Origin of the sequence: Larkinella sp. VNQ87 (assembly GCF_049445795.1) — a bacterium.
Lineage (GTDB): Bacteria > Bacteroidota > Bacteroidia > Cytophagales > Spirosomataceae > Larkinella.
The window spans coordinates 1-22,596 of the sequence record NZ_JBMSDT010000004.1 but is presented as its reverse complement, the minus strand read 5'-3'; the positions used below and the strand labels follow the sequence as shown (position 1 = coordinate 22,596).

Sequence of the window (22,596 nt, the reverse complement as noted above, 5' to 3'; positions counted from 1 at the left end):
TTAAAACACTACCCTTCTGGAATTCAAATCTTTTTTCAATTAAAGTTTCATATATTATATTTAGATATAATCAATTATTCTAACATATTCTCGATCAATATCTTATCATTACACATAATATATAACAATACATAAAGGTTAGTTTCTACCAGTTATTCAAAACTAACTTAGAAACTAAATCAATTACTCATAATAATTCAGCACCAAATGCCCCCCTTCGGCCAGCAACTGATCCCGGCGGAACAAGTCAATGTCAGCGCTCATCATGTCCTTGACCAACCCGGCCAGATCATACTTCGGTTTCCAGTTCAGCTTCGTCATCGCCTTCGTGGGGTCTCCCAGCAACAAGTCGACCTCCGTCGGACGGAAATACCGCTCATCAATGCTCAGCACTTCTTTGCCGATCTCTACTGGGAAATCCGGGTTTGACGCACTGACTACGTAGGCTTTTTCATTCACGCCCTCTCCCCGGAACTCCAGTTCGACACCAATCTCCCCGAAAGCCATCTTCACAAAATCCCGGATCGTCGTCGTTACCCCCGTGGCAATCACAAAGTCCTCCGGTTTTTCCTGTTGTAGAATCAGCCACATGGCCTCCACGTAGTCTTTGGCATGACCCCAGTCGCGCAGCGAGTCGATGTTCCCCAGGAAGACTTTGTCCTGCAGTCCTAGCCCAATCCGCGCCACCGCCCGGGTGATCTTGCGGGTCACAAACGTCTCTCCCCGCAGGGGCGATTCGTGGTTGAACAGAATGCCGTTGCAAGCATACATGTTGTAGGCTTCCCGGTAGTTAACCGTGATCCAGTACCCGTACAGCTTGGCCACCGCATACGGTGAACGAGGGTAGAACGGCGTGGTTTCCGACTGGGCATGGCCCTGAACCCCCCCGTACAACTCCGAGGTCGAAGCCTGGTAAATCCGGGTTTTCTCGGTCAGGCCCAGCAAGCGCACGGCTTCCAGGATGCGCAGCGTGCCGATGCCGTCGACCTGGGCGGTGTACTCGGGTTCATCGAAGCTCACCCGCACGTGGGACATAGCCCCCAGGTTGTAGATTTCATCGGGCTGGACTTCCTGAATGATTCGGATGATGTTGGTCGAGTCAGACAAATCCCCGAAATGCAGCTTGAAGCGCACATTTCTCTCGTGGGGATCTTCGTAGAGGTGGTCGATGCGTTGGGTATTGAACAGCGAGCTCCGGCGTTTGATGCCGTGGACTTCGTAGCCTTTTGAGAGGAGTAGTTCGGTCAGGTAAGCGCCATCCTGACCCGTGATCCCGGTAATTAATGCTTTTTTCATAAAGTGCTTTTCGATACGGATTTCAATACTTCGTTAGACATAGATTTCCTGGTTGGCCAGAAAGTCCTGATAAGTCATAGCCAACCCCTCTTTCAGAGAAGTCTGATGTATCCAACCCAATTGATGTAAGCGCGAAACGTCCATCAGTTTGCGGGGGGTGCCATCGGGTTTGTCGGTGTTCCAGCGCAGTTCGCCTTCGAAACCGACGGTTTCTTTGACCAGTTCGGCCAACTCCCGGATCGTGACATCCTCACCGGTCCCGATGTTGACAAAGGCTTCGTCATTATAGCTTTCCATGAGAAACACACAGGCATCGGCCAGATCATCGGCGTGTAGAAACTCCCGACGCGGTGAACCCGTGCCCCATACTTCCACGAAAGGCTGATGCTCTATTTTGGCCTCATGAAATTTCCGAATCAACGCCGGTAAGACATGGGAGCCCTGCAAGTCGTAATTGTCATTCGGGCCGTACAAATTGGTCGGCATGGCCGAGATAAAATTGCAGCCGTACTGACTCCGATAGGCTTCGCAGAGTTTAATACCGGCAATCTTGGCAATCGCGTACGGTTCATTGGTCGCTTCCAGATAACCGCTCAGCAGGTACTCTTCTTTCAATGGCTGAGGGGCCATTTTGGGATAAATGCAGGAAGAACCCAGAAAGAGCAATTTGTCAACCTGATTCTGGTACGCACTGTGAATAATGTTGGCCTCAATCAGCAGGTTGTCGTAGAGAAACTCGGCCCGGTAGACGTTATTGGCCCAAATACCGCCCACTTTAGCGGCTGCCAGAAAAACGTAGTCCGGTTTTTCCTCCGCGAAGAAGTCGGCCACGGCGCTTTGGTTACGCAAATCCAGTTCCGAAGAAGTCCGGGTTACAATGTGATGGTAACCTTTGCTTTGCAGGCTGCGAACCAGCGCGGAGCCTACCATCCCCCGATGGCCTGCTACATATATTTTTGAATCTTGATTCACCTTTTTGACGAGGAAGTTTGGAATGAGTTTACAGGGTAATTTCCGACAGAAGCGGCTCAGGCAACTTGCTCGACATCAACGCCAACCGTCTCCCGACCAATACTGTAGTAGGTATAGCCCATTTCCTTCATCTGCTCCAGTTCATACAGGTTCCGACCGTCGAAGATCACCCGGTTCTTTAGCAACAGGTTCATCTTCCCGAATTCTGGCGTGCGGAACATCGGCCACTCGGTCATGATCACCAGCGCATCGGCATCGTCCAGAGCCGCATACGAGGTGTGTGCATACGTGATCTGGTTGCCCAGCACCATCTTCACATTCTCCATTGCTTCCGGATCATACGCCGTCACCTTCGCACCGGCCGCCAACAGCGCCCGGATGTTTTCCAGTGCCGGAGCCTCCCGAATGTCGTCCGTGTAGGGTTTGAAGGCCAGCCCCCACACCGCAATCGTCTTGCCCTTCAGATCACCGTTGAAGTGTTTTTCAATGACCGGAATCAGCTTCGTCTTCTGGCGGGCGTTCACATCCATCACCGACTTAAGGATCTTGAAGTCATATTCGTAGTCGGCTGAGGTTTTCGCCAGCGCCTGCACATCCTTCGGAAAGCAGCTTCCCCCGTAACCGATGCCCGCAAACAAAAACCGTTTGCCAATCCGGCTATCGGTGCCGATGCCCTTGCGGATGTCATCGACGTTGGCCCCTACTTTCTCGCACAGGTTGGCAATCTCGTTCATGAACGAGATCTTCACCGCCAGAAACGCATTGGCCGCATACTTGGTCATCTCCGCCGAACGTTCGTCCATGAAGATCACCGGATTACCCTGCCGCACCAGCGGGGCATACAATTTGCTCATGACGGCTTTGGCCCGCTCGGAGTTGGTGCCAATCACCACCCGGTCGGGTTTCATGAAGTCTTCGATAGCCACGCCTTCGCGCAAAAACTCGGGGTTGGAGACCACGTCGAAGTCCACCTGAGCCGCCAGCGAGATGTACTCACGGACTTTCTCGGCGGTGCCGACGGGCACGGTGCTCTTGTCGACGATGACGGCGTAGTCTTTCATCAACTGGCCCAGATCACCGGCCACCTGGAGGATGTACTTCAGGTCGGCCGAGCCGTCTTCGCCGGGGGGCGTGGGCAGGGCCAGAAAGATAACCTCAGCGCCTTCGATGCCTTCGGCCAGGCTGGTGGTAAAGCGTAGGCGCCCTTCGGCGGTGTTGCGGTTGAACAACACATCCAGACCCGGTTCATAGATGGGGATGATGCCGTTGGTGAGTTTCTGAACCTTGCGTTCATCGACATCGACGCAAGTTACCTGGTTGCCGGTTTCGGCGAAGCACGTTCCGGTCACCAGACCGACATAACCGGTCCCTACTACTGCAATTTTCATATGCTATAGTTTTAGTAATAATACAACCATAATTCAATCAAGAAACTTAATTATTAATCAAAAAATTGGATTAATTTTTACTATAGTGAAGTAAATTTTTCCATTTAACTACCTTGAGTTTTTCCTTTAATCATGGATGCAAATGTTAACCAGCAAATCCATACATCGAGTTGAAATGATTTATTTCTATTGTAAAACCGGTCGTATTTAACGCGGTGTCTCATTTTGATCAACTGGTCAGTTTCTCCCCTGCATCCATTCACCTGAGCCAAACCGGTTATCCCAGGCCGAACCCGATAACGTTTGCGGTATTCTGGCATGGTATTCCAGTATTGGGCGCTGTGTTGCAACGCATGCGGGCGCGGCCCTACAATACTCATATCACCTACAAGCACATTCAAAAACTGCGGCATCTCGTCCAGGTTTGTTTTACGGAGAAAAGCGCCGATTGCAGTAATCCGTTTGTCATTTTTTGTAGCTTGTTTGAAATCTGCTTTGGGATCATGAGTCATTGTACGGAATTTCAGGCAATTGAACGTAAACCCTTTATAGCCAGTTCTTTTTTGAATGTAAAGTATCGGACCAGGCGAACTTAACTTAATCAGAAGCCCTACCAGGGGAATCATCCAAGATAAAACCAGCACAATAACTATGAGCGCAACGCATATATCAAAACACCGTTTGCCAAGATTTTTATAAGCAAGATCATTTCTTCGGGTCTGTGGCTCGGCATACACGTAGAGATTTTGAAAATCTGAGTTAAGACTAAGCATAACAAACAAGTTTATATTAACAATAACTCTTACTCATTTAAATAAATCTAATGAATAGTTTATAATAGCCAGACTCTCCATTATCCGCATTAAGCGGGGCTCAGGGTGTAATCACCGTCATAATAGTTTGAATACCGGATGTCACCTTCGCCAACTGCATTAAGAACAATATTTAGATTCGGGAAACGGTTTCCATTGTGTAAATTGTTTACCATCTTCATGCAATGTTTTGGTGTATAATTATGCCGGACAACAAAAAGAGTAATGTCAACGAATGGAGCAATTAACTGTGAATCTGTAACTAATCCAATCGGTGGAGAATCGATAACAATATGATCAAATTCTTTATTTAGCTCATGAAGTAGCTTTGGCAATCGTTCAGAACCCAACAGCTCAGCAGGATTTAGCGGGAGGAGACCGGCTGTGGCAATAAAATAGTTATTGTAACCTGCTATCGGCTGGATGATCTCATCTACAGTTGATTCACCTATCAGGTAATGACTAACTCCGTTTCGTTTCTCCAAATGCAGGCCCTTGTGTAATCTGGGCCTACGCATATCCATTTCGAGGACAATCGTCTTTCGTCCAAGAAGTGCTAGGCTGGCACCTAGGTTTATTGATATTAAGGATTTACCTTCCCCGCTTAAGCAAGAAGTAAATAATATCACTTTATTTCGATGAGGCTCATTCCCGGCAAATTGTAAATTGGTCCGCAACGCACGAATTTGCTCTCCCATTACCGATTGTATCCTGGGTCTAAACACCAAATTATCAACAGTAATTTGCTGGCTTAGAGATATTTCACCCAATATGGGCACATGTGTCAGTTCTTCGACCTCCGTGCGTTGAGTGATACGGTTATTGAACGCATTTTTAACCCCAATAAATAAGATGGGTAACACTAAGCCAGAGCAACCTAACAGAATAAAAACCATCACATTAACAGTTGCCGATGATACGACTTCTGTACGCGGCATATCAATAATCCGACTTTCAGAAGTAGTTGATAGCACAGACATCACGGCTTCTTCCCGCTTTTGCAACAGATATGAATACAGTGTATTTCTAATTGCAGGCTGGTTTAAAACACTTACTAAGGCTGTTTCCTTAGTAGGCTTAACTTTAATGCCCTCCCTAGTCCGCCGGTTTTGCCCAATAATTTCGTTACGACTTTGTGTTAACTGTTTGCGAATACGTTGCAGAGACTTATAAATCCGGTATTTTATGTATTTTAATTGCTGGTATAAGGCGCTATCCTGTATCGTTCCATGATTTCCTTTATTCTGTTTGGTCTCAAGGTGCAATGCCTCTTCTAGCTGATTTATTAGAACCGGATCACTCAGTGTCAGCGCCACCTGATCAAGGCGTGCTTTGCCACCTTTATTCTGAGCATATCGTTCAATCAATTTCAATCCATTCAGCTTTTTCTCTATCTCGTCTAATAGTTGAGCATTTACTTCTTGTTCACTGAGCAATACATCCTCCGGCTTATCAAAACTGTTATTTAGGGGTATTTCGTCGTTATGTTTTCTTGCGGCAATCAGTTCAAGCCTGTCTTCAATTAAACTGAGCAAGTTACTGACCTCCTGCTTTCTATACGTAATATCTTCTTTTATATATTCATTAATTAACTGTTTTAGAATGGCCTCTCCCTTGTCTGGAACGGCCTCGATCAAACTAATCGTTAGTAAACCCGATTGTTTCAAAACGGGCACAACTTCCAGTCTGGCTAAGTAAGCATTAACAATTCTTGGGCGCGATGAGAAACTAACCGTAATTGGCTGAACAGTATCCGAAAGAACTCTTTGTGGAATGATGCGCAACCGTCCATATTCTGTATTTACAAATTGGTTAGTTGGATATATTCTATTATTTATAAGTACTTTGTTACTAGCTGAGAATGAAACTATTAAATCATTTGTATAAAGGGTTGATTCTCCTTTCTCAACTTCAAGGCGGATGGGTGAGTTTGCATAAATTTCCCGTTGTATTCCGTCTACTGATCTATAATAGTGTATATCCAAACCAAGCCTTTTAACCACTCGGTCCATTAAGGTATAGGATGTCAGTATTCCAATCTCATCCTCGATGGACTTGATATTAGTTGTATTGATTTGGCTACCTCCAAAAATGGAACTGATATTCGTTGCCTCATTTTTTTGAACTTTATTTTTTAATAATAAGGTAGCACGGACTTTATATACTAAAGGTTGATAATGCAGATATACGCCAAAAATTGCAAACATAATTAACACAGACAAGACAAACCAAGGCCAGTTGCGCAAAGCTAGCATTACTGTAGGCCGAAGGCTTGACTTCCCCTCCACCCGATAAGTTGGATAATGAGAGTATAGGTTATCTCCCATAATTTCTGGTTAGCAATAATAGTATGAACAGAGTTAACTTTATGCATCACTAAAAAATATCTTCAAAAATCGAGTAAATAGAAGTCATTCATTTGCTAATCAATCACTGGTTCATCAATTAACATGAAAGCTCAATTCTTGACTTGTACCAGCAATGACTTTTCGTACGCGCTCAACAATCCTTAAATAATCCGTTGACGACTGAAGCACGCAATCATCTCTTAAGACTTCTACTCGGGCCGGACTTAAAGTTTAATAAGTTGTCTACGTCATATTGGGCTGTATTAGCAGTTACTTTTAGTAAAGCAAGCCCGAAAACAAGAGAGATCATACTTAAGTTTACCGAAGCCTGACTGTATGGAAACGGCTTTTTACTGGCTGAGGGATGATCTTCAAAGTGAATTGTATTCTCTGAATGAGCGAAGAAATTCTTCTCAGACTTGGTTATGTCTTCTGCTAGACCAATTGAATTAGCTTTTTGACCAGTTAGATGTACATCGATTGTGGTCTCAAGGTCCCAAACAGACATAATGGTTGAATTTTCAGACAAATACCCTGAAAAAGGGGTGTATGGCACATCTTCTGATCTTTGGTAGACAGTGACTGCTACCAGATAAAAGCCGTAAAGAAAAAAACTACCAATAGACTGTGTGATTTTCATAACGACATCATTTACGGTTAAATAAGTATTACCTGCGCCAATTGTACATAAACACGGTTTTGAATAATTTTCTTTAGTATTTTTTCTAGCTAAGATCTTAATACACTGTTTGAGCGCGCACGATTTTATGATTATCGAATAATTAACCCATTAAACAAAAATTAAGTATTTATTAATACTGAAACCGAATTTAATACTTTACTAAGTACTATGAGTTTTACTTTAATAAAAAATATAACTGGAATAAGATTGTAAGTAATTTATGCTAGAATAACTCATTTTGTCTCTAACAAACTTATCAAATAAAAAATTAAATTCAACAAATTAGAAAAATAAAAAATAGCTTAACTTATTTAATAGCACAACGTTAGTGATTAAATATTACTTCGATTTACAAAAAACAATAACAATTATCAGTCAATAAAACTGTAAATAACGAGATATAATACCCCATTATCTACCTATATTAGACATTTCAATAATTACCGGACTTATTTATCAGACATACACTATACTACATTCAAATAGGATTTTGAATAAATTTAGTTAAAATTCTGTTGACAATTAATTATCTCTACTTTTAACATATTGATTTTTAAGCTGTTGACTATTAGGAAAAAAAACTCTTCATCTGCATATTTGGGCTATGCGACGTTTTGAAATTACAGACAATCAATGGAGGAATCTGTCCCACATCCTACCTGGCAAATCTGGGGACGTAGGACGCACGGCAGCCGATAACAGACTGTTTATCAATGCTATATTATGGATTGCTTATAGCCGTGCTCCTTGGCGGGATCTTCCAGAACGGTTTGGCCCCTGGAACTCGAATTACCGTCGATTCCAGCGATGGATCAAGGCTGGCGTCTGGAAAAAGGTCTGTTTAATAATTGAAGACCCTCAATTAAAAGAGCTCTTGGCATCTTACGATAAATCCATTGATGAAATAAAATAAAATTGTCTAATTTATCGCATAAATAATACAATAACTATACGTATACTTTCTTAAAACCTTAATTAACTCAAATCGTAAATAATTGAATATCAATGACTTAATATGAATTAAATTCACAATCTATCCTTGAACTTTGAAAGAAAAAAGCGTTTTGATTTACTCTTGATTTCAATACAGAAAAAACAACTTAATCAGTAATTATAAATTCAACTATATTCTGTATGATTATATTTATATACTGATTTTTACTTCATCCACTCTGCAGAACAATCAAATTTCTAAATTTCAAATGAACAAATACTTTAAACGTACGACTTGATTCCAATTAGCAATAAAATCGACTACCATTTACTCAAAAACATCACATTGCCATATTTTATCTTTAAAGAATACCAAAACCATTTTGAGAGAAGCTAATACTTTAAGGTCGAGGACAACCAGCATCAATAAATTAGCTGAAACAGGTAAAAAAAATTAGGCAGAAGTCTTTCGGGAATTCTTAAGTATAATTTTTGTACTCGTTACCCAAGGAAAAAACAACAGCGAATTAGTAGTTGGGATTGTGAGTATGACAAAACGTAAAAAAAAGAATACAAGTGAGTGAAGTAGTGCAGGAGATTGGTAAGAAAATTTTGGATAGTATAGCTCAAAGCAAGAGCTGTCTATATAGCATTTATACTCAAAAGCTTATTGAAATACACGAACGTAATCCACTTCCATTCGTTGAGGCCAAATAGTATCATCAATCCCTTTCTGTCCTCCCCAATTTCCTCCAACAGCGATATTTAATATAATGAAAAAAGGCTTGTCAAACGGCCATTGTGCTTCACTAACTCCTAAATCCGTCTTTTTGGCTGTATAATACTTTGAATCATCAACATAAAAATCTATCTGATCTGACGTCCACTCAATGGCGTAAACATGAAAGTTAGTTGTTGCATCACTAACATGAAAATATTTTGTTTTCTGATTACTTTTTAGATGGTTGTAGTTTAAAGTATGCAAAGAACCATGAACCTTGCCCTCATCAAACCCAACGTGTTCCATAATATCTATTTCCCCGCATTTAGGCCAACTCGAGTAGCTAGTATAATCATTTCCTAACATCCATATACATGCCCAGGTCCCACGGCCTCTTGGTAATTTAGCTGAAACTTCAATTCGACCATTTGTCCAGCTTGCTTTGCCTTGAGTTGATAGACGGGCTGAAGTATAATATAATGCGCCTTGATATTCTTCTCTACGTGCCTCTATGATCAGTTTGTCGTTCTCTATCCGTGCATTCTCGGGACGTAAAGCTGAGTAGTATTGCAACTCATTATTTCCCCAACCATCGGCTCCAACATCGTATTTCCACTTTGCAGAATTCGGTAGTCCCGGTTTTTCAAACTCATCCGCCCATACCAACTTACGTGTTCCTGACATCAAAGGACCGCTTGGTACTGAACTCACATCCGGACTACTGCATGCAACTATCCCTATAATAACACTTAAAATTGGAATCGAATTTTTCATTATTCGGATAAATCATATTCGTTATAAACTCTACTATAGCAATTTCAATAGATAAAACACATTCGATTCACACAAATGTATCGTGGAAAAACACCATTTACTTTACCTTACCTTTCACTATAAATTCTGAGCTATTGATTCTCTAAAGAAACTTATTCAATGGTCTTGCTTACAGATACCGAACAACTCTTAACTCTTAAGCTTTCCAGGGGCCTCCCCCCTAAACACGCTGTAAATTGTATTCTGCAAAGGGGATATCACAAATTTAACTTTAATCGCATCATTTCCAAATAAAAGTTATTGTAGCTATGAATAAGTAAAATCAATGCATTTATAGTGATATTGAAGGCATAACCTAAGTAATTATTATGCTCAAATCTGTTTTTGTTCATTATTCAACGTTTGCAATCTCAAAAGAAAACCATGATTCAATCTTTAATATATTGAATATTTTTGAGTTAAATATTTGTTGTACACCAAACAATTGTTTTTAAACCTGCATGAGCATTCAGCAATTGTGTTCAAGATTTACTAATTAATCAAACAAATCACATTTGTCAGGACACTGGATGTCTTCAGCAAGTCCTCCTGTATAGTCTTATTGTTAGTTGGCTGTATCAAGTAGCTGTAATTATGCGTTCGTCCACCATTTACTATCATGAAATCGGTAAAAATTCAAGAACAGTGCTCTTTTATAGGGTATTTTTGGAAACTAACCAATGGGTATGTTATGTTGTAACGAAACTTTGAGAAGAGTCAGACTGGTTCATATACATACCCGAATCCTTGCCATACAGTAATTTTTCAAGAGATTATAGTTGATTGTACGTGGGATAACGTTTTTTTTCAGTTCTTTACATTTGAAAATTCCACTTCATTTTAATAATAATTGATTGCTCCTGTACGTGATAATACCCATATCAACAGACTCCTATCCAACTTGTATTACTACACTATAGTGATCCACTGTAAAAGAAGTGGCCTTCTAAATTGATGAATTCAATGATTAGATAAACACATTTAGTTGTCAGGCTCTTCGTGGTTGTTTATTGTTTCTTTTCTAGTATCAGATGACCTAACTGTTGTGGATTGTCAAATTTACTCTTTATTATTGTTATAATGTTTCTGGAAAGTGCGTGTAGTTTAAAGTTATATTCGACATAAATATTTATAGAGTACCTTTGTTGTTGTTGACAAATTAACTAGCAAAAAATAACCTATTTTGATTAATCATGAAGTAGTAAGCATTTTTTATTTACTCATAAAGTATATCCTTTTGTCTAATAACTCAGGTCTGATTAGTTAGACGCAGCCCTAATACGCTCCTAGAAATAATCCTGATCCACTAGAAACCATTATTAAATAGTAGTATCCTGAATTTTAAGAGCTTAGTCAGGCATTCCAACATCAGGGAATCATCACTAAACGAAAGCGGTTTGCTGACTATCGTGATGAATGTGAACGGTCCACGGAGCAGAGAATGCGGCCAGAAAAATAGTTTCGTAAGGTGTACAGTTAGCCGTAATACAATGTTTTACAAGTTGAAGTTTCTCCGTTTACTGCTGTCGTATGTGGGAGACTTACATTTTCTTATCCTATATGAATTCAAAACGTCTACCTTATATTCATCCTTTAAATAATAAAATCGTCTTCCGTTTTATGATAATAAGTTCATGTCCGGAAGATTGGGGCGGCAGCGAAGAACTTTGGTACGGGGCTGTTATGGTATTGGCTGAAGCAGGTCATCAAGTGTACATCTACAAAACGAGGGTTAACTCGAATCATCCCCGAATCATTTCGTTGCGATTGGCCGGTTGTAGCGTTACCGATTTATACGGTTTATCCCCTTTATCAAAAACACTGTCTGAAGAAACCGACTGGACGCTGCAAACGCTGCAGCATGGCTTAAAAACTATCCGTCCACATCTGACTGTAATTGCTCAGGGCAGCAATTTTGACGGAATGCTTTTTGCCGATTTGTGCCGTCGTTCTCACGAACCCTATGTTATCATTGCTCAGAAAGTCGTCGATGCCTTTTACCCGCTGGATCACGAAAGAGAGTTATATCAACGAGCATACCATTCCGCCGTGCGTGCTTTTTTTGTATCACGCCACAACCTTAAACTGACTCAATTTCAGCTTGCTCTTCCGCTACCTCAGGCAAAGGTGGTTCATAATCCCGTCAATGTCCCTTTCGAAGAACAACCCGGTGTTGGCTTTCCGGAATTGACCGGCCCTGTCCGTTTGGCCTGTGTAGCCCGATTGTTCTTCCAGGAGAAAGGCCAGGACATTTTACTTGAAGTACTGGCTCAGGAGAAATGGCAAAACCGGAATTGGAGACTTACTTTCTTCGGGGCAGGCCCAAATCGGAAAGGACTGGAAGAATTGGTTGTTTTTTTGGGGTTAACGGATAAAGTAGACTTCGCCGGCCATGTTGCAAACCCCGCCACAATCTGGCAAACCCACCATGCCTTGGTCTTACCTTCACGCAGCGAAGGCCTTCCGTTAGCATTAGTCGAAGCGATGCTATGCGGGAGACCCGCGATTGCCGCTGATAATGGTGGAATTTCCGAAGTGCTCGTCGACAATGTAACGGGTTTTTTAGCTTCTGCAACCGTTGGTTCCGCAGTTGACGAAGCGCTCGAACGAGCCTGGTCTCGAAAAGAAGAATGGCCAGCCATTGGCAAAGAAGCTTCCCGGCACATCCGGGCCACTGTTCCGGCCGACCCGGTTCGGCATTTTGCTCACGAACTGCTTGATCTGATTCCAAATCTGGACCCCGAACGTACCCTTCAACCCAGTCCGAAAAAGCAACCCCTCGTTTCAATTATCATTCCCACATACAACCGGAGTTATCTGGTCGAACGAGCGATCCGGAGCGTTCAGGCTCAAACTTATACCAACTGGCAATTGATTGTGGTAGACGACGGTTCTACCGACGATACCCAGCAGCGATTGAAAAACTACGACTTTGTTCAGTACTATTATCAGGAAAATAAAGGACAAGGAGCGGCCCGCAATCATGGCTTACGGTATTGCCAGGGTGAATTTATTGTCTCTCTCGACTCCGACGACGAATGGTTTCCAAACTTTCTGACCGATAGCATTTCTATTCTCGAGAAGCATAATCTGGATTTCGTGTTTTCGAACCACGTAACGAACCGGGGAGAAAACGAGATTATGTATTTTCTCCTGCAGCCCGCCCAGAAACAGCGGTATATGACATCGTCTGATGACGACTGGTGGCTGCTTGATCCGGCTCAAAGCCGTCATCTGATGATCGAAACCTGCCCCACGGTATCTTCTGCCACCGTTATACGGCGTAGCGTATTGCCGAAAGCATGGAATGAATCGATGAAAATTGCCGATGACTGGTTTCTGGTGTTGGAGATGGTTCTGAATCATCCATGCCGCATCGCCTTTACGCTCACCCCGCGTTGGATGAAACACGTTCATGATACCAATATATACCACAGTCGAAACAGCGCGGAGGTAGCCCAGAACTTAGGTTTTCACGACGAAACCCAAATTCTTGCCCGTTTCAGCCGTTTATTAAAACCGCTTGAAAAACGCATTATCCGCGAGCGAATAGCCATGTATCATTACGTCTACGCACTTTTAAAATGGAAACAGTCCCGGTCCGTTATCGATGCCATCAATCATTTGAGTCAGGCGTTGGGGCTTGCTCCGACACCGATCGGCCGTTTGTTTATTTCGCGGGGGAAGCTGAAGATAAAAAGACATCTGGCCAGATGATGAAAAAGGTGCACTATTTTAACCAGCGGTCATTTGGGCAGATCGGTCAGTTCCGGCAGGCCAAGCAACCTGCGGACGGCTTTGATCACCAGTCGCTGGAACTCATGGGCGGTTTCCAGACTATGCCGTCCGAACAACAACAGATGCAACCCCAGAATGATGGCATCCGCCGGGTTCCGGATAGCCTGGGTCAACAACAGGGCCAGCGGGAAAAAAATAGTGTAGTATTCGTCGAGCACAATTCGCTGGTTCGGATCAAGCACCGCCGGACGGATGCCCCAGAGCCGGGCGCGCATGGTTTCCAGAGCACTATAAAGCAGCAAAAAAACAACCGGAGCCACCTGACCAAGCAAAATCAGCAAAACCGCAAAGCCAAGGCATTCGATGGGAAACATCACGCCCACCCCAAAGCGGTGGGCCCAACGTTCGCCCTGAAGTGTTACCAGTGTACGGACGCCGGCCTGCCGGTCGGCCGTTGCATCACCAAGCTGGTGTTTCAGAATGTTCCGTATTCCGCACGCCAGCGCCCAACTCCCAATCGCCAGCCACCAGATGGGAGGCAGCGGTTGTCCGGCCCAGTGTTCGACCAGGGCCACCACCAGCAATTGCGGAAACAGGTGGGCTCCGAGCGCATCGGCCAGCACTCCGCCCAGTCCGCGAATTTTAAGCCGGAACGGGGGCAGCGAATACATCGAATAGGCCATCCAGCTACCCAGATAAAACAGGCTGATAACCGGGTTCAGAGACCAGAAGTAAATGCCGAATCCCAGACCAATAGACAGGCAGGTGGTCAGAATAATTGCCACAAACCGGGCCGACTTATTCATAAGCCGGTTTGTTTTTCCCGCGATTCGGTCGTCCTCGCGATCCGTCCAGTCGTTCAGAATACTAACGTAAATGGCGCCGACCGTTAACGAGAGCAGTAAGAGTAGCAAGCGTGGGGCCAGGGGCCAGAGTGCGGTTTCCAGCACCCCCGCCGTAGCATAGAGAGTGGCCAGGAGCGGAGAAAACTTGTAACCCCACCACTCACCGGCCCGGGTTACATGAACGGCTTCCTGACTGGTTCGTAATAGTGGGTTTTCCATAGTTGAGGACAGTATCGATTGAAGAAAGCCAGACGCTGAAAATACGGGATCAAACTTTAGTAACAAAACCTTTAGATCATCATTATGAGTGAGCGAATTTATACCGCCAGTTCAACCCTCCGGAGACCCCGCTTATTTTTACGCGATGTACGAAATGACCTACGTGTCGTCAGTCACATTGGCTGGCAATTGTTCCGGCGTAATTTGCGGGGTCAAATGCGCCGGAGCTTTCTGGGTTATCTTTGGATTCTGCTGCCCCCAATCATGAATGGATTGGTTTGGATCTACCTGGGAAAAGTTCGAATCCTGAACGTGGAAGGCTTACCGGTTCCGTATCCCGTATTCGTCCTGACGGGTTTGTTTCTGTGGCAAGGTTTCGTGGAAGCATTCAACTGTCCGCTGCAACAATTACAGGGAGCTCGCAACACAATTGCCAAAGTACGAATCCCGCACGAAGCATTTGTCGTATCCGGTTTTGCCGGTGTGTTGCTAAACATGGCAATTCGCCTGGTAATTCTGGCGGGTATCCTGATCTGGTTCGGAATCCCTTTCCACACCACGCTGCTCGTCGCTCCGATTGGCCTGGCGTCTCTGTTGTTGCTTGGCTTCGCTCTGGGCTGGTTGGTGGCCCCGATGGGCATGCTCTATTCGGATGTCAGCAATGCCATCGGAATGATGATGGGCCTTTGGTTTCTGGTGACACCCATTGTGTACACTCCGCCTGCTTCGGTCGCCCATCTCATCGCCATGAACCCCGTTACCCCCCTGCTGACGACCACGCGCGACTGGATTTTGCTGGGGCATCTGACACCGGCACCTGGTTTTGGGCTGACTGTTCTGGTATCAATCCTGATTCTGGGTATCGGCTGGGTCGCGTACCGACTCGCCCAACCCCACCTGATTGTCCGGATGTAGAATACACCTTCATTCGATCAACTGAACACGAAGCCGGTTAACCTTTTTAAAAAATGTGATTTAAGGAGTTTCGAATTAGTATTGCTATGGAAAATGCCCCCATTCTTACCGTTGAACACCTTTCAAAAAAATTTTGCACGACGTTCAAACGGTCTTTATACTACGGCCTTCGCGACATTATGGGAGAGGTTTTTCCCGCCAATGCCGGACGTGGCCAACTTCGCAAGTCCGAATTCTGGGGCTTAGACGATGTTTCTTTTGAACTACGCCGGGGCGAATCGCTCGCCATTGTCGGAGCTAATGGTGCCGGGAAAAGCACCCTGCTAAAAGTAATCAACGGCCTCATCAAACCTGATGCCGGCCGGGTCCGGATCAAAGGAAGCGTCGGCGCCCTCATCGAGCTGGGCATTGGCCTTGATCCGGTTCTGTCAGGGCGGGAAAATATTTACATGCGAGCTATGTTGCTGGGACTCAATAAGCAACAGATCAAACCATTAATTGACCCCATCATCGATTTCACCGGCCTGGGCGACGCCATCGAAATGCCCGTGCAGTTCTATAGTTCCGGGATGTCGGCCCGTCTGGCCTATGCCGTTGCGGCCCACCTAAATCCGGATATTCTGCTCGTCGATGAAGTACTGGCCGTTGGAGATATGGAGTTTCAGCGTAAATGCATCAATCACATGCTGAATTATCTTTCCGGGGGAGGCTCCATTATCCTGGTATCCCATGCCATGAATCAGATTCAGGCGGTTTGCCAACGCGGGATTTTACTCGAAAAAGGTCGGCTGACTTTCAGCGGAAGCGCCGTCGATACGCTCGACCTCTACTTTGAGCAGCAAATACCCCGGGTTGAGCAAACGGATGGCGGTTTTGGCCAAAATCTTAGCCCGGATAAACCCGTAGCAATTGAAAGCGTGACCATTGAACCGACCAAGACCGACATCGTGCAAACCGGCAGCGAAGCCGTCCTTACGCTGACCTACCGGGCAATTCAACCGCTGGAGAATATAGGTTGGGCGTTTTCCATCTGGACGCACGAAGGAATGACCTGTATCACCGGGGCAATTTGTTTCGGCCCCATAAAATTACAAAAAGGTGTTCATTCGCTACGGGCCAAGCTACGCCAGATGCCCCTTACCCCTGGCGAATACGGAATCAAAGCCGTTGTTTTTGAACTCAGTTCACAACAACCCATCGATCACGTTGGTTGGGATAATGCGCCCTTTCGGCTGCAAGTTCAGAACGAGACAAGCATTGAAAAAAATGCCCAATTTATGTTGCAGCAATTAGTAACAGTAGACGTCGACTGGATGAATTAATGATCTTTATCCATTTAACCGTTGTTAACACAAAAATTGATAGCTATTCAATTATTACAAACTAATCAATATACAATTCAAATTCTAGTATAAAATATGTACAGCTTAGCTAAAAATAAATTGAAATCTGCTCTGGAAAGGTCTGGTTTCATTAAAAAAAACGCTATCTTTCCTGGCACACTCGAAGCAGTCCATGCTCAGGAAGTGGCTGCTTATTACGATAAAGAAACCGACAGTTATTTAAATACCTACGGAACCATTATTCAGGCTGCCCGGCCTACTTCCGATAGGGATTTAATTGAGTACCTTTCAAACAGTATGGACTTGCGGGATGGTATGCATCTCCTTGATGCAGGCTGTGGTGTTTGCGGCCCGGCAGTTGAGATAGCTAAAACAAAGCAGGTTTCCATTGAAGCTATTACCATAAGTGACATACAAGCAAAAAAAGCGGAGCAGTATGTCACAAAAAATCAATTAAATACTCGAATTAGGGTACGTAAAGGTGATTATTCAGAAGTTGATACGTTATATGCTGCAAACTCGTTCGATATTGTTTATTTTCTTGAGACATTAGGTTATGCCAACAACCTTTCGAAGGTACTTGTAGCTACATCCAAAGTTATAAAGCAAGGAGGATCAATTTATATGAAAGAATTTTTCTCCGTGCCAATCATCGATCCGGAGAAAAAAAAGGTTCAAAAAGAGGCTATTGACAATATTCGGAAGGAATACTTATACAAAGTATTAGAACTTCCTCATCTAATTACTTTGTTACGAGAAGCGGGCTTATTTGTCGAATATATTAGGCCCGTCGGCGTAGCAGAAGATTTTACAAAAGCGGCATTTTTTGAATCGGTCAATACAGCACATTCCATTTATACTAAAGTTATCACGAGTCCATTTCAAATATTTGAAATACTCGAATTAAAGTTTACAAAAAGATACGATTAATTATTAATCGTATTCAAAAAATAGTTATTTCTATCTGTCCTTCTAATTAACAATGAATCAACCCTCTATTGCTCCCTCTAATCGATTTGGAGCGCTTGACTTATTGCGATTCCTTGCCGTATTGGCCGTTTTCTTTGGGCATTATACCGATACCTTTAACTATGTCTATCGGATCGTTCCTGCCAATTTGAAATACACGGTTGTTTCCCGATACGCAGTTGCTGCTTTGCTGTTATTCTTAATGATCAGCGGATATGTAGTAACGATGACATCGATCAAAAGAAACCTGGAAGAATTCTCAATAACCAGGCTTTCGCGAATTTATCCTTTATTCTGGATAAGTTGTTTTTTTGCGTTTGTCCTTCCGAGAGTTATTCCAGCTAATCATTCCTATTTGGCACAGGTTTCTTTCAAAACTTTCCTTTTCAATCTGACGATGGTTCCTGTGCTTTTCGGTCATCCCTTAATTAACCCTGTTTACCATACTTTGATAACTGAACTTGTCTTTTATACACTAATCGGGATTATCATTTACTTCAAACTTTGGAACAGAATTCTTACTGTCATATCTATTTTTCTGACAATCTGTCTAGCCAGTGAGATCTTTACGAACGAATCCGTTTACATTTTCTTGCTGCCGTTTCCGGCCGGTATGCTGTTTTATCTGATTAGGATAAAGTATGCGAAATCCTGGAAATTATACACGCTTTTAGCTATTGACTTTATCCTGACGTTGCTTAAAACCAAGCCATTGGCTGAACAGTTGAGTAGTACCTACAAGGAGCCAAACTCTCACAACATGTGGATATTTTCGGCTATAATTACGGTCTTATTCATATTGTTTCTGTTAATTATATTAAATAAGATAACAATTCGAGGCAACTCATTTCTCCAATTACTCGGTGATATCACTTATCCTTTTTATTTATTTCACCTTTATTTTTTATTTTTTTATTGGTACTTTAGTAAAACTGTTCAGGCAGACGTTTTACTTTTTGGAATCCTCTTCATCGCTCTTTTGACATCTTGGTTCTTAAATATTTTTGTCGAAAAACCGCTATCAAGGTTAGCAGCTATTACTTTGAAGAAGGTAACTCGACTGATTAAAAAAAGATCCCCGGCTTTGCAAAGCGAGAAAACAAGTATTTAACATATTCAACTTTCCAGGCACTTATTTCCATTACCAGCTAGTACTGAAAGTAGTTAAAAAATCATAGTAAGTTTACACTATTTTTTGCAGAAATAAGATGACTCAAAAATTACCATCAACAGAAAATCGGTCTGGTGCTCTGGACCTTCTGCGTTTTCTTGCTATATCTGTCGTGTTCTTTGGGCATTACGTAGAAGCATTTAATTATGCAAACCAAATTGTTCCTGCTAATTTAAAATTCATCCCGTTGTTTCGTTACGGCTGTACGTCAATTATTGTATTTTATATGGTAAGCGGCTACACAGTGACAATGACATCCATGAAAAGGGGGCTAAAAGACTTTTTCATCATCAGACTCTCCCGATTGTATCCGCTTTTCTGGGTAAGCTGCCTAGCAGCCTTCATTTTGCAAAGATTCGTTTCAGATCACACTTATCTTCCGGGAACTTCAATCAAAATATTATTAGCCAACCTGACTATGATGCCAGGTTTATTTGGATACCCTTTGATTAACCCGGTTTTTCATACTTTGCTGATTGAGTTGACTTTTTATTTTCTAATTGGATTTATTATTTTGTTTAAGTTATGGAAGAAACTCATCTACGTCATTACTTTCTTACTTATCTTTTGCCTGGCTGATGCTATATTTCTAACCAAAATAGCTTATGTCTTTTTCACTCCGTTTATTGCTGGCATGTTGTTTTTTCTCATCAATATTGGTTATGATAAACCCATCAAACTTTATAGTTTGCTTGCGGTTAATTATGTCTGTTCTTTGATGAGTGCGATACCTCTTTCTGGCCCTTTCAAAAACATCTCAACCACTCCACATGAGTATGACAAATGGTTTTTTATGGTAGTGCTTACTTTAATCTATATTGTGTTCCTCCTAACTACTGGAAAGAAAATAGTTATCAAAAGTAATCCGGTCATCCAGACACTTGGCAAAGTAGTTTATCCGCTTTACTTATTTCATTTGTACTTTCTATACTTATACTGGTACTTCAGCGATACCATTCAGCCCCAGGTATTACTAATCAGTTTATTTTTACTGGCAATCATGGTATCCTGGGCCTTGCATGTATTAGTCGAAAAACCATTCTCAAAGTTTACTTACAATACGCTGGTATGGGTGACCGATTCCATCAAAATAAAAAAGCTATTTTATAAATTGAAACGTTTCGCAAAACCATCAACATACTATCGAAGTGCTTGATCTGTTATAAAATAGCCTGAGGTTCCGTAAGATCGGTCGTGGTAATTGTTGGAAAATCTTTCAACAATTACCACGACCGATCTTTCTTCGTATTTTTGCAGCCACTATGCAAAATCCGGACCTCTCCATTATTTTGGTTAATTACAAAACTCCACACCTGATTGTCGACTGTCTCCACTCAGTTCAACAACATACTACCGGCCTGACCTACGAAGTTCTGGTAGTCAACAACGACCCCGACCTTTCCGGAAAAGCAGTGGTGCTGAACGCGTTTCCCACAACCCGCTGGATTGAGATGGGGTATAATTCCGGCTTTTCCCGCGCTAACAACCGGGGCATCGATGAGTCGAAAGGCAGGCTCGTCTTGTTATTGAATTCGGATACGCTCCTCATTGACAATGTTTTAAAACGCTGCGCCGACGTACTCGACAGCCGTCCCGAGGTAGCAGCTGTCGGCCCAATGCAAATAAACCGGGAAGGGAAAGTGCATACCGAAGCCTACGATGGATTTTCGCAACTCCGGCGATACTTTTTCATTTTGCCCACCTCCGGTTTTTTCCGACGCATGCTCCTCCGGTTTTTACCTGATAATCAATACATCGATCCGAATCAGGTCGACTGGCTGATCGGCTCCTTCATCATGACCCGCCGGGAAACCATCCGTAAAGCCGGAAAGCTAGACGAAAACTTTTTCATGTATGCTGAAGACGTGGAGTGGTGCTGGCGATTGGGGCAACAGGGTAAAATGCTGCTCCTACGGGATGCATTTTACATTCATCTGGAGTATGGCAGCAGCACGGATTACCAGGAACGTAAAGTCACGCATATCAACCGCTTTAAACCCCAAATGCACGTTTCCAATTTGCTCTGGGTACGAAAACAATTCGGCATAGGTGCCTACCTGCTATTAATGCTGCACTATTTAACGCTGATTCCCATTGTCTTTGGCTGGAAAATAGGTGTTAACTTGCTCAAATTCCGAAACCCTTTCGCCGAATTAGACAACCAGCGCGAGTTTGCCCGGCAAGTCGGCATTTTTTTACGGTTTTTCTGGAAAACCCTTCGCAACCAAAAAGACTTTTATAAAGTATAAGTGAATAACAACCCATCTGTGATCTATTAAGGTGAAAGCTCCGTTCGAAATTTGAATGGCTTTGATACACCAATTTTATTCTTTTAATTGTCTTAGATGGTTGTAACCCATATACACAACCTGAGCACTTGTACGTTGTTAGTGTAGACTTTACGTTTTATGAAACCATATTTCCACTCTGCGCTGTGGACCCTGTTTTTCGCGTTTTTGGTATTGACGGAAACACAGGCGACGCATTTACGGGCAGGCGAAATCACTACCCGCCGGATTTCGAGTACCTCGCTGACTTATGAAGTGACATTGACGACCTACCACGACGAAATCGGCGGGCGGACGGCCAGTGACCAGCAGGACCCTTCCTATTTTTGTTTTGGTATTGGACAGGCTGTCGCCGTGCCGCGCCGGGAACGCCGGTCAATCAACCGGGCGACAACAGTCAATACTTATGTAGCTACCTTCACGTATCCAGGCCCTGGCACCTACCGCATCACCTGCACGATCACCAACCGAAACGAGAACGTCCGGAATATTCCCAGTTCCATCCAAACAAGCTTTCAACTTCAAACTACCATTGTGGTGAATGCACAGTTGGGCCTCAACAGCACGCCAGTCATGCTCAACCCGCCCCTGGACTCAGCCCGCGTCGGCCAGAAGTGGTGCCACAACCCGGCCGCCTTCGATGCCGATGGCGATAGCCTCGCTTACCGTCTTTATACTCCCTCCGGCCGTCAGGGTGATGACCAGAGCAACTGCACCATTCGGCCCGTTGCCGGTTATTCCGATCCGACGTTGATTGGGACCAACCGCATCAACGAAGCTGGCACCGGACCCGCCACCCTGACGGTCAACCCCATCTCCGGCGACGTCTGCTGGGATGCCCCCGCCGAACAGGGACAGTACAACATCGCCTTCATCGTCGAAGAGTGGCGCGACGGCGTCAAAATCGGTGAGATCATCCGCGACATGCAGATCATCGTCACCGCATCGCCCAACAAAAGACCCCTCATCAACGTCCCCGCCGACCTGTGTGTCGTCGCCGGTACACTCATCAACCAGACCATCACCGCCACCGACCCCGACAACAACCGCCTGGAACTCTCGGCCTACGGCGGACCCTTCAACACCGGACCCGACAACCAGCCCTACAGCCCCCCCCTCATCGCCCGCGACTGCGCCACCTTC

General features: G+C 43.8%; 16 protein-coding genes and 1 pseudogene. 9 read left to right on the top strand and 8 right to left on the bottom strand.

Translation table 11 applies throughout. The features are described from left to right. Positions 1 to 183 precede the first annotated feature (183 nt). The 6 genes from gmd to ACO2Q8_RS07445 form a co-directional block, all read right to left on the bottom strand. A complete protein-coding gene (gmd, locus tag ACO2Q8_RS07470; protein ID WP_423344163.1) occupies positions 184 to 1,296 on the bottom strand; it encodes a GDP-mannose 4,6-dehydratase in 1,113 nt (370 codons plus the stop codon). Between the two features lie 33 nt (positions 1,297 to 1,329). Beyond that, on the bottom strand, positions 1,330 to 2,268 hold the full coding sequence (fcl, locus tag ACO2Q8_RS07465) for a GDP-L-fucose synthase (protein WP_423344162.1): 939 nt from the start codon (positions 2,266 to 2,268) through the stop codon (positions 1,330 to 1,332). 56 nt (positions 2,269 to 2,324) lie between these two features. Then, positions 2,325 to 3,656 (bottom strand): UDP-glucose dehydrogenase family protein, encoded by a 1,332-nt coding sequence (locus tag ACO2Q8_RS07460; RefSeq protein ID WP_423344161.1) that lies wholly within the window; start codon positions 3,654 to 3,656, stop codon positions 2,325 to 2,327. A gap of 104 nt (positions 3,657 to 3,760) precedes the next feature. Then, entirely contained in the window at positions 3,761 to 4,429 is a 669-nt protein-coding gene (locus ACO2Q8_RS07455; RefSeq protein WP_423344160.1) for a sugar transferase, read from the bottom strand. A gap of 89 nt (positions 4,430 to 4,518) precedes the next feature. Then, positions 4,519 to 6,723, bottom strand: a complete 2,205-nt coding sequence (locus ACO2Q8_RS07450; RefSeq protein ID WP_423344159.1) for a polysaccharide biosynthesis tyrosine autokinase — start codon at positions 6,721 to 6,723, stop codon at positions 4,519 to 4,521. A gap of 286 nt (positions 6,724 to 7,009) precedes the next feature. Next, complete coding sequence (locus ACO2Q8_RS07445; protein ID WP_423344158.1) at positions 7,010 to 7,456, bottom strand: hypothetical protein; 447 nt, start codon at positions 7,454 to 7,456, stop codon at positions 7,010 to 7,012. Between the two features lie 646 nt (positions 7,457 to 8,102). Between ACO2Q8_RS07445 and ACO2Q8_RS07440 the strand changes: the two genes are divergently transcribed. Further along, positions 8,103 to 8,411 carry a transposase gene (locus ACO2Q8_RS07440; protein ID WP_423344157.1) on the top strand — a complete coding sequence of 103 codons (309 nt, stop codon included), beginning with the start codon at positions 8,103 to 8,105 and terminating at the stop codon, positions 8,409 to 8,411. Positions 8,412 to 9,098: 687 nt separating this feature from the next. Here the strand turns inward: ACO2Q8_RS07440 and ACO2Q8_RS07435 are convergent. After that, positions 9,099 to 9,926, bottom strand: coding sequence for a glycoside hydrolase family 16 protein (locus ACO2Q8_RS07435; RefSeq protein ID WP_423344156.1), 828 nt, complete (start codon positions 9,924 to 9,926; stop codon positions 9,099 to 9,101). A 1,569-nt stretch (positions 9,927 to 11,495) separates the two neighbouring features. Between ACO2Q8_RS07435 and ACO2Q8_RS07430 the strand changes: the two genes are divergently transcribed. After that, on the top strand, positions 11,496 to 13,682 hold the full coding sequence (locus ACO2Q8_RS07430; RefSeq protein WP_423344155.1) for a glycosyltransferase: 2,187 nt from the start codon (positions 11,496 to 11,498) through the stop codon (positions 13,680 to 13,682). Between the two features lie 29 nt (positions 13,683 to 13,711). Here the strand turns inward: ACO2Q8_RS07430 and ACO2Q8_RS07425 are convergent, their stop codons facing one another. After that, positions 13,712 to 14,767: a UbiA family prenyltransferase gene (locus ACO2Q8_RS07425; protein ID WP_423344154.1), complete on the bottom strand. Its 1,056-nt coding sequence runs from the start codon at positions 14,765 to 14,767 to the stop codon at positions 13,712 to 13,714. A gap of 264 nt (positions 14,768 to 15,031) precedes the next feature. On the opposite strand from ACO2Q8_RS07425, the gene ACO2Q8_RS07420 reads away from it, so the two are divergent. The 7 genes and pseudogenes from ACO2Q8_RS07420 to ACO2Q8_RS07390 form a co-directional block, all read left to right on the top strand. Continuing rightward, positions 15,032 to 15,682, top strand: a complete 651-nt coding sequence (locus tag ACO2Q8_RS07420) for an ABC transporter permease (RefSeq protein WP_423344153.1) — start codon at positions 15,032 to 15,034, stop codon at positions 15,680 to 15,682. A 179-nt stretch (positions 15,683 to 15,861) separates the two neighbouring features. Beyond that, positions 15,862 to 17,004, top strand: a complete 1,143-nt coding sequence (locus ACO2Q8_RS07415) for a polysaccharide ABC transporter ATP-binding protein (RefSeq protein WP_423344152.1) — start codon at positions 15,862 to 15,864, stop codon at positions 17,002 to 17,004. A 96-nt stretch (positions 17,005 to 17,100) separates the two neighbouring features. Further along, positions 17,101 to 17,955, top strand: a complete 855-nt coding sequence (locus tag ACO2Q8_RS07410; RefSeq protein WP_423344151.1) for an SAM-dependent methyltransferase — start codon at positions 17,101 to 17,103, stop codon at positions 17,953 to 17,955. 52 nt (positions 17,956 to 18,007) lie between these two features. Next, positions 18,008 to 19,105, top strand: a complete 1,098-nt coding sequence (locus ACO2Q8_RS07405; protein WP_423344150.1) for an acyltransferase family protein — start codon at positions 18,008 to 18,010, stop codon at positions 19,103 to 19,105. 97 nt (positions 19,106 to 19,202) lie between these two features. Then, positions 19,203 to 20,321 (top strand): acyltransferase family protein, encoded by a 1,119-nt coding sequence (locus tag ACO2Q8_RS07400; RefSeq protein ID WP_423344149.1) that lies wholly within the window; start codon positions 19,203 to 19,205, stop codon positions 20,319 to 20,321. Between the two features lie 106 nt (positions 20,322 to 20,427). After that, positions 20,428 to 21,414 (top strand): glycosyltransferase family 2 protein, encoded by a 987-nt coding sequence (locus ACO2Q8_RS07395; RefSeq protein ID WP_423344148.1) that lies wholly within the window; start codon positions 20,428 to 20,430, stop codon positions 21,412 to 21,414. A 159-nt stretch (positions 21,415 to 21,573) separates the two neighbouring features. Beyond that, positions 21,574 to 22,596: pseudogene (locus ACO2Q8_RS07390) on the top strand (gliding motility-associated C-terminal domain-containing protein); the annotation flags it as partial.